The sequence below is a fragment of the Streptomyces sp. NBC_01525 genome, from assembly GCF_045040405.1.
GTDB classification, from domain to species: Bacteria; Actinomycetota; Actinomycetes; order Streptomycetales; family Streptomycetaceae; genus Streptomyces; species Streptomyces benahoarensis.
Genome location: NZ_CP109397.1, coordinates 4,062,240 through 4,075,626, shown reverse-complemented (window position 1 = coordinate 4,075,626; position 13,387 = coordinate 4,062,240). Strand labels below are relative to the sequence as shown.

Genomic DNA, 13,387 nt, shown 5'->3' with positions numbered 1-13,387 from the left:
GTCCGGGTGTCTGCTCGAACACCCGTCGCCCAGAGTTCACCGTGGCGTCAGAGGTGGTTCATTCCGGCGGCCGGGGATCGGCCGTTCAGGGCGAATCCCGACCGTTCCGGGCGCATCGGCAGCGCCGAACGGCTCCGTACGCTCCCCCGGAAGTGCCCTCTTCCGGGCCTGCGCCGCGCCCAGAGGGCCGTTCCGCGCGCCGCACCGGCCGTGGCCACGTCGCCCAGAGTTCACCTTGAGGCCGCCCCTGCTTCACCCCCGGTGGCACCGCTCGTCGTGATGCCCGCGCACTGTGAAGCCGTGCGGATGCGGGCGCGAAACGGTCCCGCAGCAGCGGTGCGGTCCGCCGGAGCCATCGCTTCCGGCGACCGCTCCGGATCCGGCGCCCGGGCGACCCTCCGGGGCCGGTCCGGTCCGTCCGGGGCCCCCTTCCCCGGGCCCCGGGCGGCCGACGGGCTCTTCGCGGAGTCCGGTCCGTACGCACACCGTCCGTGGGAGCGTGGGAGCGGAACGTGTGTGCGCACCGTCCGCGCCCCCGTTCGCCCACGCCACCAGTCGATGCGAGAGAAGGTCACAGATGCGGGACGCGTACCACGAGGAGCTGGATTCGATCGGCGAGGGCCTGGTCGAGATGGCCCGCCTCGTCGGCTCCGCGATCGGGCGCGCCACCACGGCGATCCTGGACGCGGACCTCAAGCTGGCCGAGAGCGTGATCGCCGCCGACGAGAAGGTCGACGACCTCCAGCGCGATCTGGAGGCCCGGGCGATAACCCTGCTCGCCCGGCAGCAGCCGGTCGCCACCGATCTGCGGATCGTCGTCACCTCGCTGCGGATGAGCGCCGACCTGGAGCGCTCCGGCGACCTCGCCCAGCACGTCGCCAAGCTGGCCCGGCTGCGCTTCCCGGAGACGGCCGTACCGCGTGATCTGCACGCCACCATCCTGGAGATGGGCCAGCTGGCGCAGCGCCTGATGGCGAAGGCGGGTGAGGTCATCATCACCAAGGACGTCGACCTGGCGCTCCAGCTGGAGCAGGACGACGACGCGATGGACCGGCTGCACCGCGCGCTCTTCCAGCACCTGATGGACGACCGCTGGAAGCACGGCATCGAGACGGCCGTGGACGTGACCCTGCTGGGCCGCTACTACGAGCGGTTCGCCGACCACGCGGTCTCGGTGGCGAAGCGGGTCGTCTATCTGGTGACCGGTGAGCACGCCGACGAGATCGCCCCGCCGACGGCGGTCGAGGGCGCGTGATCCGGCCGCTCACGGCGTAGGGGGACGGGCCCGGAGGCGGGTCGGCCGGTGCGGGGGCGCCGGTCGGCCGGAGGCGGGTGCCGGCGGCGTGCGCCGGGGCAGTGTGCCTCTGCGCGCCGTTGACGCGCCGCGGTGCGCGGGCTTGGAATGGCGGCAGGTGATCCAGAGGAGGCAAGTCATGGCACGCAGTACGGAGACCCACGACACGACGGCCCGCACCGAACAGATCCCCGGCGAACGGCCCCGTCTGCCACTGCTCGGCGCATGCGGCTGCGGCGCCGGATGCAGCTGCGGCTGCCAGGGCGGCGCACCCTGCCAGTGCGGCGGATCCTGCGGCTGACATCGGGGCGGCCGCCCCTTGAGCACGACGGCCCCGCGCGCCTTTCCGGCGCGCGGGGCTTTGTGCTGTCGGCCGCCTGCTGGACCTACTTCTTCTTCCCCTGGTTCTTCACCGCTTCGATAGCGGCCTTGGCGGCCTCCGGGTCGAGGTAGGTGCCGCCCGGGGTGAGGGGCTTGAAGTCGGCGTCCAGCTCGTAGGAGAGGGGGATGCCGGTGGGGATGTTGAGGCCGGCGATGTCGGCGTCGGAGATGCCGTCCAGGTGCTTGACCAGGGCGCGGAGGCTGTTGCCGTGGGCCGCGACCAGGACCGTCTTTCCGGTCAGCAGGTCGGGGACGATGCCGTCGAACCAGTACGGGAGCATGCGGACGACGACGTCCTTGAGGCACTCGGTCTGCGGGCGCAGCTCCGGCGGGAGGGCGGCGTAGCGCGCGTCCTCGAACTGGGAGTACTCGGCGTCGCGGGCGAGGGCCGGCGGCGGGGTGTCGTAGGACCGGCGCCACTTCATGAACTGCTCCTCGCCGAACTCGGCGAGGGTCTGCGCCTTGTCCTTGCCCTGGAGCGCGCCGTAGTGGCGCTCGTTCAGGCGCCAGCTGCGGTGGACGGGGATCCAGTGGCGGTCGGCGGCCTCCAGGGCCAGCTGCGCGGTGCGGATGGCGCGCTTCTGGAGGGAGGTGTGCACGACGTCGGGGAGCAGACCGGCGTCCTTCAGCAGCTCTCCGCCGCGGACCGCCTCCTTCTCGCCCTTCTCGTTGAGGTTGACGTCCACCCAGCCGGTGAACAGGTTCTTCGCGTTCCACTCGCTCTCGCCGTGGCGGAGGAGGATCAGCTTGTACGGTGCGTCGGCCATGCCTTCGAGCCTAATCGACGCCTGTCCGGGGACCGCCCCGAGGCCGGGCCGGGCGGGGAGCGGCCCCCGGGGCCGCCGTCGGGCCGAAGCCGCAGGTGGGCGGGGGGGCCGGGCGACCGCGGCCGGTGCGTGCGGTGGGCCGCGCGCCCCCGGGGCGGACGCCCGGAGCGTCCCGCATGCCCGGAGCCGCCCCCGCCGGAACGTCGCGTCCGGGGCCTCTCGCCGGGCCATCGGTCCCGGAGCCCCCGCCCGGCCGCCGCGCCCGGAGCGGGCCGCGTGCGCCGGGGGCGCGCGTCCGGGGCCTCCCGCCCCCGGACGTTTGACGGCTCCCGTCAATTGGATGGCCGCGGGGCGGGGGCGCTCAGTAGCTTTCCGGTCGGTGGCGGCGCCCGGTGGGGGCGTCGCCGTTCCGGTCGGGTGCCGTGCGCGGCGCCGTCATCCGTTCACCGTCGGGGGTACACGTCATGTCCGCAGCATCGCGGCTCACCAGGGCGCTGCCCGCGAGTTTTTCGGGTCTTCCGGCGCAGTTCTGGTGGCTGTGGACCAGCACCCTGGTCAACCGCCTCGGTGGCTTCGTCGCGACGTTCCTCGCCCTCTATCTGACCGTCGAGCGCGGCTACTCCGCCTCGTACGCCGGGCTGGTCGGTGCGCTGTACGGGCTCGGCGGCGTGGTGGGGTCCCTCGGGGCGGGGGTGCTGACCGACCGGGCCGGGCGGCGGCCGACGATGCTGGTGTCGCAGCTGGCCACCGCCGTGTCGGTGGCGACGCTCGGCTTCATGACGCATCCGGTGGCCATCGCGGCGGTGGCGGCCGCCGTCGGCGCCGCCGCCAGCGCCTCGCGGCCCGCCGTCCAGGCGATGATGGCGGACATCGTCGCGCCCGAGGACCGCACCCGTGCCTTCGCGCTCAACTACTGGGCGATCAACATCGGCTTCGCCGTCTCCTCGACGGTCGCCGGACTGATCGCCGAACACGGCTATCTGACGCTGTTCCTCGGCGAGGCGACGCTCGTGCTGGTCTGCGCGCTGGTGGTGTTCGGCAAGCTGCCGGAGTCCCGCCCGCGGGTGGCGGAGCCGGGCGCGGAGGCGCGGGAGGCGCCCGCGCCGGTGTCCATGCTGACGGTGGCGCGCGACGGCCGCTTCATGACCGTCGTCGGCCTGAACCTCCTCCTCGCGCTCCTCTTCCAGCAGGCGTATGTGTCGCTGCCGGTGTCGATGGGCCGCGACGGGTTCGGCAGCGGCGACTTCGGGCTGGTCATCGCCGTCAACGGCGCGCTGATCGTGCTGCTCCAGATACCGGTCACCCGCTTCATCGAACACCGCAGCCCCGCGATGCTGCTGATCGGCTCCGCGCTGCTGGCCGGGTACGGCTTCGGGCTGACCGCGGTCGGCGGTTCGGTCGCGGTGTACGCGGTGACGGTCGCCGTCTGGACGCTCGGCGAGATCATCAACTCCCCCACACAGATGGGGCTGGTGGTCCGCCTCTCCCCCACCCATGCCCGCGGCCGCTACCAGGGCATGTACTCCCTGTCGTGGTCGGTCGCCTCGCTGACCGCGCCGCTGGTCGGCGGCACCGTCATCGACCGCTACGGTCCCGACCTCCTGTGGGCGGGCTGCGCCGTCGTCGGCACCGTCGCGGCGGTCGGCTACGCGCTGCTGCTGCGCCGTCTGCCGGGCACCGGCGCCTCACAGCCGCAGCGCACGCTGCGCGTCGTGAAGGTTGGGCGGGAAGACCGCGCCCGGATGTCCGTACAGCTCGGCGCGGGTGCGCAGCGGTCCGCTGAAGTCGGGGGTGTCGATCTGCCCGAACGGCCGGACCTCGCCGATCGCGACGGTCGCGCTGTACGGGGCGATGTCGTCGAGCCGTACGCAACCGGCGCGGTGGTTGGTGACGGTGATGTTCCAGTGGGTGAAGCGGGCGCCGTAGAGCGGCCCGGCGCTGCCGTCGCCGCCGTGGGCGCCGTCGTTGGTGACGGTGATGTCCGTACGGACGTTGGCGAACGGAAGCCCGCGGTGGGTGTCGAAGGTGCCCATCGCCATCCGGCCCCGTGACCAGACGTTGTGGCTGGACAGCCCCTCGACGTTGATGCCGTGCAGCTGGGTGCCGGGCGGCGCCGGGACGGTACGGCGGTCGAGGGTGAAGTCCTCGACGAGGTTGTCGTGCGAGCCCTCGCGGCAGCAGTACGGGTGGTGGCTGCCGCGCCCGGAGACGCGGGTGCGGCGCAGTGTGCACGCCTTGGCGGCGACGAGCAGGAAGCCGTTGTCGGCGTGGCGGACGTGGACGTCGTCGACCCAGCAGTCCCAGGCGCACTGGAGAGCGACGCCGTTGTAGCCCTTGTCGAGGAGGTGCGGGGACTGCGGGGTTTCGGTCATCTCCAGGGTGAGCGCCTCGACTCCGGCGCCGGTCAGCGGCGTGACGTGGGTGGTGAGGCGGGGGTGGAAGGCGGGTCGGGCGTCGAGCGGCAGCGGACGGTCGAGGGTGATGCGGCGGTGTCGGGGTTCGACGGCGGTGACCCGGCAGGGCCACTCGTAGGGGACGTACGAGGTGAGCTTGGTCTTGTCGTCCCAGGAGTACACGGCGGCGCCCGGAATGTCGCCGCTCATATGGCGCAGCAGGGTGTGGTCGGCGTCGTCGGAGAGCTGGAGGAGGACGCGGGCGCCGGGGCGCAGCGCGGTGGTGTCGGTGACGGTGACGGTACGGTCGCCGCGGCGGGCGGGGCGGACGGCGGTGAGCGTGCGCCAGGCGTCGCGGCGGTTGCCGGTCCAGCCCTCGAACGGCCGGTCCCGGGCCTTGATCGCGTCGGTCAGCGACTCCCAACGGGCCTGCGGACAGAGCCAGATGAGGCCGCCCGCCCAGGACCAGCTGGACTTGTCGCCGCCGTACCGGCTGCCGTACGGCCCGATGAGGTCGGTGAGGCTGCGGGTGGCGTGCAGCGTGGTGCGGCCGCTGCCCGCGCCGCGCAGGACGACACGGTCGTGCCCGATCCGGACGATGCCGTCGATGCGGTACGTGCCCGGCGGGACGTACACGGTGCCGCCGCCGCGCCGCCCGGCGTCCCGTAGCGCGCGGTTGAGGGCGGGCGCGGCGTCGGCGGAACCGTCGGGCCGGGCACCGTAATCCCGGACGACGTCGGCCACTACGGGACGCCGGGGCAGATCCGCGCCGCCGCGGTATCCGGCCCGTCCCACGTAGGGGATCTGCGGGTGGGTGAAGGGGGTACGGGTGAACTCCCGCCAGAGAGCGGCCGTGCGGCCCCGGGCATGCGCCGGGACCGGCTCACCCGGGACCGGCTCACCCGGGACCGGCGGCCGGCCGGGGGTGGTGCCGGTCCGGGGTGCGGCGCTCGCGGTGCCGGATGGCAGGGCTGCCGCCGCGGCGACGCCGATCGCGCTGCCGAGCAGCCCTCTCCTGGTGGTCTCCATCCGCCCCGCCCTCCCACGTATATGTATGTGACCGTCGTTCAGGTAGCAGACGGCGTGAGGATGCCACGGGTCGCGGACGGACGGAAGAGGGCCGGACCGGAGAGCCGTGGCGTTCGGGTCCGGCGGCGCGCTGTCGGGGTGGCCGCACCGCGGATATGGGTGTCAGCCCCCTCGCGCCGGGCCGAGCGGGCCCACGATGCTGAACACGGGGTCCGCGGCAGCGCGGCGGCCGCCCGGTGGAATCCGTAGGGAAGGCGGGGGCGCCGCACCGGACGGGGCTTCGCGCGCGATGCGGCGAGGTGCGGCACCGGGCGCCGGAACAGCCGTGCACGGAGGCGGAGGGAGCGGTACGTATGGATGCGGCGGAGCAGCGGGTGATCCGGCGGGCGGCGACGGTGGCCGCCTCGGTGATGACGGTCAGCCTGATCGTGGGGGTGGCGTGGGGGACGGGCGGGGCGGATGGGTCGGGCGGACACCACGGGCCCAACGGGCCGGCGGCCACGGCGCGTTCGACGGGTTCGATGAAGCCGGTGGGGGCGTTCGGGCGGAGGCTTGACGCCGACGACCGGCATCGACCCCGGCCTCTGCCGAAGGGTTCGGGGCGAGGCGGGGCGGAGGAGTGAGGCCGGGGAGGGGCAGGCAGGAGGGCAGGCACCCTCCCCGGCCTCACTCCTCCCCCACTCCCCGGGTCAGATGCGAGAACGCCTCAAGGTTCCGCGTCGACTCCCCCCGGGCCACCCGCCACGCGTACTCCTTACGGATCGCCGTCGCGAAGCCCATCTCCAGCAGGGTGTTGAAGCTGCCGTCGGCGTTCTCCAGGACGGTGCCGAGGATGCGGTCCAGCTCCTCCTCGGTGACGGCGGCGAGGGGGAACTTGCCGACGAGGTAAATGTCGCCGAGCCGGTCGATCGCGTAACTCATGCCGTAGAGGCGGGTGTTGCGCTCCAGCAGCCAGCGGTGGACGGCCTCGTGGTTCTCGTCGGGGTGCCGTACGACGAAGGCGTTGACGGAGAGGGAGTGGCGGCCGACGACGAGGGAGCAGGTGGTGGAGAGCTTGCGGGTGCCGGGCAGGGTGACGACGTAGCGGCCGGGGGCGGGCGACTCCCACTCCAGTCCGGCGTCGCCGAGCGTGCGCTCGATCACCGCGGCAGCGGCCGCTGCGTCGCCCCGGTCCGTCCGCCCGTCCTTCACGTCAGCCACCTCGTCAGCCATGGGGTGATCGTAGGTGACGGCGCCTCTCCTGCAGTGCGGCGGTGTAGACGTCGCCGGTGGCGGCGGCCGCCGTGTCCCAGCCGAAGGACTGGGCGTGCCGGGCGGCCTCCGCGCCCATCGTGGCGGGCAGCGCCGGGGCGGCGACGAAGCGGGCCAGGGCGCGGGCGTAGTCGGCCGGGTCGTGGCCGGGGACGAGATGGCCGGTGACGCCGTCGCGGACGGCCACCGGCAGGCCGCCGACCTCGGCCGCGATCACCGGCGTACCGCACGCCTGCGCCTCGATGGCGACGAGCCCGAAGGATTCGCTGTACGAGGGCATGACCAGCACGGACGCGGCGCGGTACCAGTCGGCGAGCTGCTGCTGGCCGACCGGTGGGCGGAAGCGGACGACGTCGGCGATGCCGAGCAGGGCGGCGAGTTTCTGGAGCTCTTCGGGCTTGGCCAGGCCGCTGCCGCTGGGGCCGCCGACCACCGGGACGACGAGCCGGGAGCGCAGCTCCGGCCGCTCCTCCAGGAGGACGGCGACGGCGCGGAGCAGCACGTCGGGGGCCTTCAGGGGCTGTATCCGCCCGGCGAAGAGGGGGATGAGGGCGTCCTGCGGCAGGCCGAGGCGGTCGCGGGCGGCGGCGCGGCTGGCGGCGACGGAGGCGCCCGCGCCGGGGCCGGTCAGCGTGACGGGGGTGGCGCCGGGGCCGGTGGGGCGGAAGCGGTCGAGGTTGACGCCGGGGTGGACGACGGCGACCCGGCCGGGGTCGGCGTCGTAATGGCGGACCAGCTCGTCGCCCTCCTCGGCGGTGTTGGCTATGAGGCGGTCGGCGGCGCGGACGATCTGGGTCTCGCCGATGACGCGGGCGGCGGGCTCGGGGGTGTCGCCCTCGGCGAGCGAGGCGTTCTTGACCTTGGCCATGGTGTGCATGGCATGGACGAGGGGGACGCCCCAGCGTTCGGCGGCGAGCCAGCCGACGTGGCCGGAGAGCCAGTAGTGGGCGTGGACGAGGTCGTAGTAGCCGGGGCGGTGGCCCGCCCATGCCTGCATCACGCCGTGGGTGAAGGCGCACAGCTGGGCGGGCAGCTCCTCCTTGGCGAGCCCTTCGTACGGTCCGGCGTCGACGTGGCGGACGAGGACGCCGGGGGCCAGCTCCACGGCGGGCGGGAGGGTGGCGGTGGTGGCGCGGGTGAAGATCTCCACCTCGATGTTGATCGCGGCGAGCTTCCGGGCGAGCTCGACGATGTAGACGTTCATACCGCCCGCGTCGCCGGTGCCGGGCTGGTGGAGCGGGGAGGTGTGGACGCTGAGCATCGCCACCCGGCGGGGGCGGCGGGCGGCTCCGGGGAGCCGCAGCCGGGACGGGCCCGGGTGCTGGCCGAGGGGACGGCTGCGGAGCCGGGACACGTATGGGCTCACTGCGAGCTACCTCTCTCCTGTGGCGGGCTGCGCGCCTCCGGCCTGGTGTAACAACGCGGGCGCGGCATCCATTTCCCCCGGACCGCCCGAGTTCCCGCCGTTATCGAACCGTGACCGTGCGCGGCGGGGTGCCGACTGGACGTGACGATTGCGAGGCGGACGGGATTCCGCTCGGGCCGCTTAGGCTCGTCGTATGCCCCGCCGCTCCTCCGTCCCCGCGTCCGCCCGTCCCGTCGGGAACGCCACCCGGGGCACGACCAACCCCAACCGGCTGCGCCGGATGGACCGCTGGATCGCCGCCGAGCACGGGGCGGCGCTGCGGCGCAGCGGGGACCCGGTCGCCGTCGATCTCGGGTACGGGGCGGCGCCCTGGACGGCGCTGGAGCTGCTGACGCGGTTGCGGACGGCCCGGCCGGACGCGCGGGTGGTCGGGGTGGAGATCGATCCGGAGCGGGTGGCGGCGGCCCGGCCGTTCGAGCGGTCCGGGCTGGAGTTCCGGCACGGCGGCTTCGAGGTGCCGCTGCCCGGCGCCCCGGGGCGGGCGCCGGTGCTGATCCGCGCGGCGAATGTGCTGCGGCAGTACGACGAGGACGAGGTCACGGCGGTCTGGCGGCGGCTCTGCGCGCGGCTGGCGCCGGACGGGCTGCTGGTCGAGGGCACCTGCGACGAGATCGGGCGCCGCCATGTGTGGGTGGCGCTGGGCCCGGAGGGGCCGCGCACGGTGACCTTCGCGGCCCGGCTCGCCTCCCTGGACACCCCGTCCGACCTGGCCGAACGGCTGCCGAAGGCGTTGATCCACCGCAATGTGCCGGGCGAGCCGGTGCACGCCTTCCTCCGCGATTTCGACCGCGCCTGGGCGGCGGCGGCCCCGCTCGGCGCGCTCGGCGCCCGGCAGCGCTGGCTGGCCGCCACCCGCGCGCTGGCCGCCGACTGGCCGCTGACCGGCGACCCGCGCCGCCGCCGTCAGGGCGAGATCACGGTGCGGTGGGAGGCGGTGGCGCCTCGGGGGTGAGGGGGCGGCAGCGGGCCCGGCGGCAGGGCCGAACCCGACGCGGCCCCACGCCCGGCCCCCGGCCCGGCGCCTCCGGCCCCCGGCCTCGTGCCCGGCCCACCGGCCCGGCGCCCGCACCCGGCCCCCTTACGCCGCCGGGACCCGCTCCCCCGCCACCCGCCGGGCCAGCTCCCGCAGCCGGGTTTCCGTCAGGGAGCCTTCCTGAGCGCTGTACGTGACGAGGAGCTGGTCGTCCTCCGCGGCGAGGCGGAGGCTTTCGAAGGTGATGTCCAGGGCGCCGACCTGCGGGTGCACGATCCGCTTCACGCCGTACCGGCATTCGCTGACCGCCTGCGCCTCCCACGCCGTACGGAACTCCGGGCTGCGGTCGAGGAGTTCGCCGACCACGGCCCGGATGCGCGGGTCGTCCGGGTAGCGGCCGCTCTCGGCGCGCAGGGCGCCGACGGCCTGTTCGGCGACGCGTTCCCAGTCCGGGTGGAGGGTGCGCGCCGCCGGGTCGAGGAAGACCAGCAGCGCGGAGTTGCGCCGGTCGGGGGCGATGGCGTCGAGGTCGAAGCCGATCCGGCCGCCCAGCGCGTTCCAGGCGAGGACATCCAGCCCCCGGCCGAAGATCATGGCCGGGACCGCGCCGTCCATCGCGTGCAGCAGCTGCCGCACCTCGGGCCGTACGGTCCGGCCGGGGTCGTCCGGGCCCCGGGCGTCCGGTGTGCGGCGGCCGTGGGACGCGAGGTTGCGCAGATACGTCGCCTCCCCGCCGGTCAGCCGCAGCGCCCCGGCGAGGGCGTCGAGGACTCCGTCGGAGATCGCGGGGGCGCGGCCCTGTTCGATGCGGGTGTAGTAGTCGACGCTGATGCCGGCGAGCTGGGCGACCTCCTCGCGGCGCAGGCCACGCACCCGGCGGCGGTGCAGCCCGCCGGGCAGCCCGAGGGCGTCCGGATCGAGCGCCGCGCGGCGGGCCTTGAGGAACGAGCTGATCTCGGCTTCGGCAGACGGCATCCGCCCAGTATGCGGCGGGGCCCGCTCGGGTGGTTCTGCCGGACCCAGGTTGCGGTGGGTCTGGTGGCGCGGGCGGGCGGGCCACAGGCTGAGGTCACCGCGCGCCGCCGGACCCGTAGGGGACCGGCGGGCGGCGTCGTCCGCCGTGGACACGGCAACCACCCGCACTCTCCGCAGGAGGAGCAGCAGATGAAGCACAGGACGCTCGGCGGCACCGGGATCTCCGTGAGCGAGTTCGCGCTGGGCGCGATGATGCTCAGCCCCATGGGCAACACCGACCCCGACGAGAGCGTGCGGGCCGTCCACCGGGCGCTGGACGCCGGGATCAACTTCGTGGACACCGCCGACATGTACGCGGCGGGCGAGTCGGAGAAGATCGTCGGCCGGGCGCTCAAGGGCCGCCGCGACGACGTGGTGCTGGCGACGAAGTTCTTCCACCCCATGGGCGACGACCCCAACCAGCGCGGCGGGTCCCGGCGTTGGATCGTCCGCGCGGTCGAGGAAAGCCTCCGGCGGCTGGGCACCGACCGCATCGACCTCTACCAGATGCACCGCCCGGACCCGGCCACCGACCTGGACGAGACGCTCGGCGCGCTGTCGGATCTCGTACGGGCGGGAAAGGTGCTGGCGGTGGGGAGTTCGACGTTCCCCGCCGAGCAGATCGTCGAGGCGCAGTGGGTGTCGGAGCGGCGCGGGCACGTCCGCTTCCGCACCGAGCAGCCGCCGTACTCGCTCCTGTCCCGGGGTGTGGAGGCGGCGGTGCTGCCGACCGCGCAGCGGTACGGCATGGGCGTGCTGACCTGGGGTCCGCTGAGCGCCGGATGGCTGTCCGGGCGGGATCTGTCGGTCAGTTCGCGGGCGTCGCTGGAGACTCAGAAGTTCGACCTGTCGCTGCCGGGGAACGCCCGCAAGGCGGAGGCGGTGGCGGAGTTGAAGCAGCTGGCGGCGGAGGCGGGGCTGTCGCTGCCGCATCTGGCGACGGCGTTCGTCCTCGCCCATCCGGCGGTGACGTCCGTGATCATCGGGCCGCGCACCCTCGACCAGCTGACCGGCCTGCTGGAGGGCGCGGACGTGACGCTGAGCGCGGATCTCCTCGACCGCATCGACGCCATCGTCCCGCCGGGCATCGACCTCAACCCCACCGACAACTACTACGTCCCTCCGGCGCTGGCGGACGCGTCGCTGCGGCGGCGGTGACGCGCCCGCTCCGGCGGCTTCGGGGGCCCCGGTGCCTGGGTCACCACGGCACCGGGCCCGCGTCCTCGAAGAAACCGCCGGTCGGGCCGTCGCCGGCTCGTCCGGGCCGCGACCCGTATCTGATCCGCGCGGAAAACGCACACGGGCGGGCCTTTCGAATTCCGCCGCCGGAATTCGAACTCCTTTCACCCGCCCGGCCCGCCGTCACGGATCCACCCGCCCCCGGGGAAGAATTCCGCACTAGATTTGACGGGCGTCCGGATTCCGGGATTTCCGGAGGAGAATTACGGGCGCACCGTGAATCCGTGAATTCCGCACCCGGGAGAGAACGTTGACCCTGCCGTCCCGACCACGCCCCGACCGCCCGTCCGCCGCCGCCCGGCGCCCGGTGTCCCGGCCCCGCGCGTCCCGTCGTACCGTCCGCGCCGCCGCCCTCGGGGTGGTCGCCGTGCTGGCCGCCGCCGTGCCCGGCGTCGGCGCCGCGGCCACCCCTCCGGCGCCCACCGCCCCGGTAGCCGATGGCGTCTATACGCTGGGCCAGCGCGGCCAGTTGGTGACGCAGCAGGTCGCGGACCCGGACGCGCACGCCACGCTGGTGCCGCCCGCGGAGCGGCCGCCCGCGGAGCGGCCGGACGTGCAGGGGCCGGACGTGCAGGGGCCGGACGCGCAGCGGTGGGACATCCGCTGCGACGACGGCGGCGCGTGCACGCTCCGCAATGTGCGCAGCGGCGCGTTCCTCGGCCACCGCGGCGGGCCGAGTGCCCACCAGCCGGTGGCCGCGCGGACGGCGCCGATGGCCTGGCGCCTCACCCCGGCGGGCGCGCCCGGCACCTATCGACTGCTCTCCGCCGAGGACCCGAATTACACGCTGGACATCTCGCCGCTGCTCATTTATCCGCCCCGACTGGAGCTGAACAAGGCCAACGGGAACAGCAGCCAGGTGTGGGAGGTCCGGCCGGCGCATTCCTGAGCCGGAGGCGGGCGTTCCCGATCCGGATACGGGGCGGGCGGGTGTGGCGCGGCTGGAGTGGCCGCGCCCGCCCGTATACGCGCCTATACCGCGTATACGGAGACGCCCGGCCGAGGCGCGCCCGTCCACGTACACGCGGATACCCCGTCCACGTACGCGCGGATACGGAGACGCCCGGCCGAGGCGCGCCCGCTCGCGCATGTGAGCGCCCGGCCGAGGGGCGCTCACCCGCACTCAGGGGCGCACGCCCTGGGAGCGCACGCCCCTCACCGCAACGCCTCCAGCAACGCGTCCACCAACCCCCGATCACGCTCCTGCGTCACCCGCGCGCGGGCGGCCTCCGGGGTCAGCCACAGCAGCCGGTCGACCTCGCGGTTGGGGGTGAAGTCGCCGCCGGTGGCCTCGGCGGCCCAGTAGCGGACCTCCTTGGGGTGGCCGTCGACGACGTAGTGGACGGTGGGCAGCCGGGGGCCGAGGGTGCAGGTCATGCCGGTCTCCTCGACCGTTTCGCGGACCGCCGCGGCCCGGAAGCTCTCGCCCGGCTTCAGCTTGCCCTTGGGGTGCGACCAGTCGCCGTACCTGGGCCGCCCGACGAGCGCGATCTCCAGCCCGTCGCCGTACCCGGCCGGGCGCCACAGGACACAGCCCGCGGCCCGGATCGGACGCGCCCCCGGGGTAGCGGGCGTCTTCTCGCTCACCGTCGTCATCTCGTCGCTCCTCCTGCCGGTCAC

11 protein-coding genes and 1 pseudogene are annotated in these 13,387 nt (G+C 74.3%); 6 read left to right on the top strand and 6 right to left on the bottom strand.

Translation table 11 applies throughout. From position 1 onward, the window contains the following. Positions 1 to 577 precede the first annotated feature (577 nt). Both phoU and OG422_RS18380 read left to right on the top strand, forming a co-directional pair. Positions 578 to 1,255 carry a phosphate signaling complex protein PhoU gene (phoU, locus tag OG422_RS18385; protein WP_143940600.1) on the top strand — a complete coding sequence of 226 codons (678 nt, stop codon included), beginning with the start codon at positions 578 to 580 and terminating at the stop codon, positions 1,253 to 1,255. Between the two features lie 178 nt (positions 1,256 to 1,433). After that, entirely contained in the window at positions 1,434 to 1,595 is a 162-nt protein-coding gene (locus OG422_RS18380; protein ID WP_185993860.1) for a hypothetical protein, read from the top strand. A gap of 85 nt (positions 1,596 to 1,680) precedes the next feature. Here OG422_RS18380 and OG422_RS18375 read toward each other — a convergent pair whose 3' ends face one another. Beyond that, positions 1,681 to 2,442: a phosphoglyceromutase gene (locus OG422_RS18375; RefSeq protein ID WP_143942128.1), complete on the bottom strand. Its 762-nt coding sequence runs from the start codon at positions 2,440 to 2,442 to the stop codon at positions 1,681 to 1,683. Positions 2,443 to 2,906: 464 nt separating this feature from the next. On the opposite strand from OG422_RS18375, the pseudogene OG422_RS18370 reads away from it, so the two are divergent. Continuing rightward, positions 2,907 to 4,079, top strand: a pseudogene (locus tag OG422_RS18370) (MDR family MFS transporter); the annotation flags it as partial. A 48-nt stretch (positions 4,080 to 4,127) separates the two neighbouring features. Here the strand turns inward: OG422_RS18370 and OG422_RS18365 are convergent. The 3 genes from OG422_RS18365 to mshA all read right to left on the bottom strand — a co-directional run bounded on the left by OG422_RS18365 (position 4,128) and on the right by mshA (position 8,481). Further along, the gene (locus tag OG422_RS18365; protein WP_405743747.1) at positions 4,128 to 5,864 is read right to left on the bottom strand and encodes a glycoside hydrolase family 55 protein; all 1,737 of its coding nucleotides are present in this window, start codon (positions 5,862 to 5,864) and stop codon (positions 4,128 to 4,130) included. A gap of 666 nt (positions 5,865 to 6,530) precedes the next feature. After that, entirely contained in the window at positions 6,531 to 7,076 is a 546-nt protein-coding gene (locus OG422_RS18360) for a YbjN domain-containing protein (protein ID WP_405743746.1), read from the bottom strand. Next, positions 7,069 to 8,481 carry a D-inositol-3-phosphate glycosyltransferase gene (gene mshA / locus OG422_RS18355; RefSeq protein WP_143944671.1) on the bottom strand — a complete coding sequence of 471 codons (1,413 nt, stop codon included), beginning with the start codon at positions 8,479 to 8,481 and terminating at the stop codon, positions 7,069 to 7,071. The genes OG422_RS18360 and mshA overlap by 8 nt, the downstream gene beginning before the upstream one ends. 193 nt (positions 8,482 to 8,674) lie before the next feature. Between mshA and OG422_RS18350 the strand changes: the two genes are divergently transcribed. After that, complete coding sequence (locus tag OG422_RS18350) at positions 8,675 to 9,493, top strand: class I SAM-dependent methyltransferase (RefSeq protein ID WP_143944672.1); 819 nt, start codon at positions 8,675 to 8,677, stop codon at positions 9,491 to 9,493. Between the two features lie 126 nt (positions 9,494 to 9,619). Here OG422_RS18350 and OG422_RS18345 read toward each other — a convergent pair whose 3' ends face one another. Next, positions 9,620 to 10,489 (bottom strand): helix-turn-helix domain-containing protein, encoded by an 870-nt coding sequence (locus OG422_RS18345; protein ID WP_405743745.1) that lies wholly within the window; start codon positions 10,487 to 10,489, stop codon positions 9,620 to 9,622. 189 nt (positions 10,490 to 10,678) lie between these two features. Between OG422_RS18345 and OG422_RS18340 the strand changes: the two genes are divergently transcribed. Both OG422_RS18340 and OG422_RS18335 read left to right on the top strand, forming a co-directional pair. Then, positions 10,679 to 11,686: an aldo/keto reductase gene (locus OG422_RS18340; RefSeq protein ID WP_405743744.1), complete on the top strand. Its 1,008-nt coding sequence runs from the start codon at positions 10,679 to 10,681 to the stop codon at positions 11,684 to 11,686. A gap of 331 nt (positions 11,687 to 12,017) precedes the next feature. After that, positions 12,018 to 12,656, top strand: coding sequence for an RICIN domain-containing protein (locus tag OG422_RS18335; protein WP_405743743.1), 639 nt, complete (start codon positions 12,018 to 12,020; stop codon positions 12,654 to 12,656). 266 nt (positions 12,657 to 12,922) lie between these two features. On the opposite strand, the gene OG422_RS18330 is transcribed toward OG422_RS18335, so the two are convergent. Beyond that, a complete protein-coding gene (locus OG422_RS18330; RefSeq protein ID WP_405747868.1) occupies positions 12,923 to 13,363 on the bottom strand; it encodes an NUDIX hydrolase in 441 nt (146 codons plus the stop codon). Positions 13,364 to 13,387 lie beyond the last annotated feature (24 nt).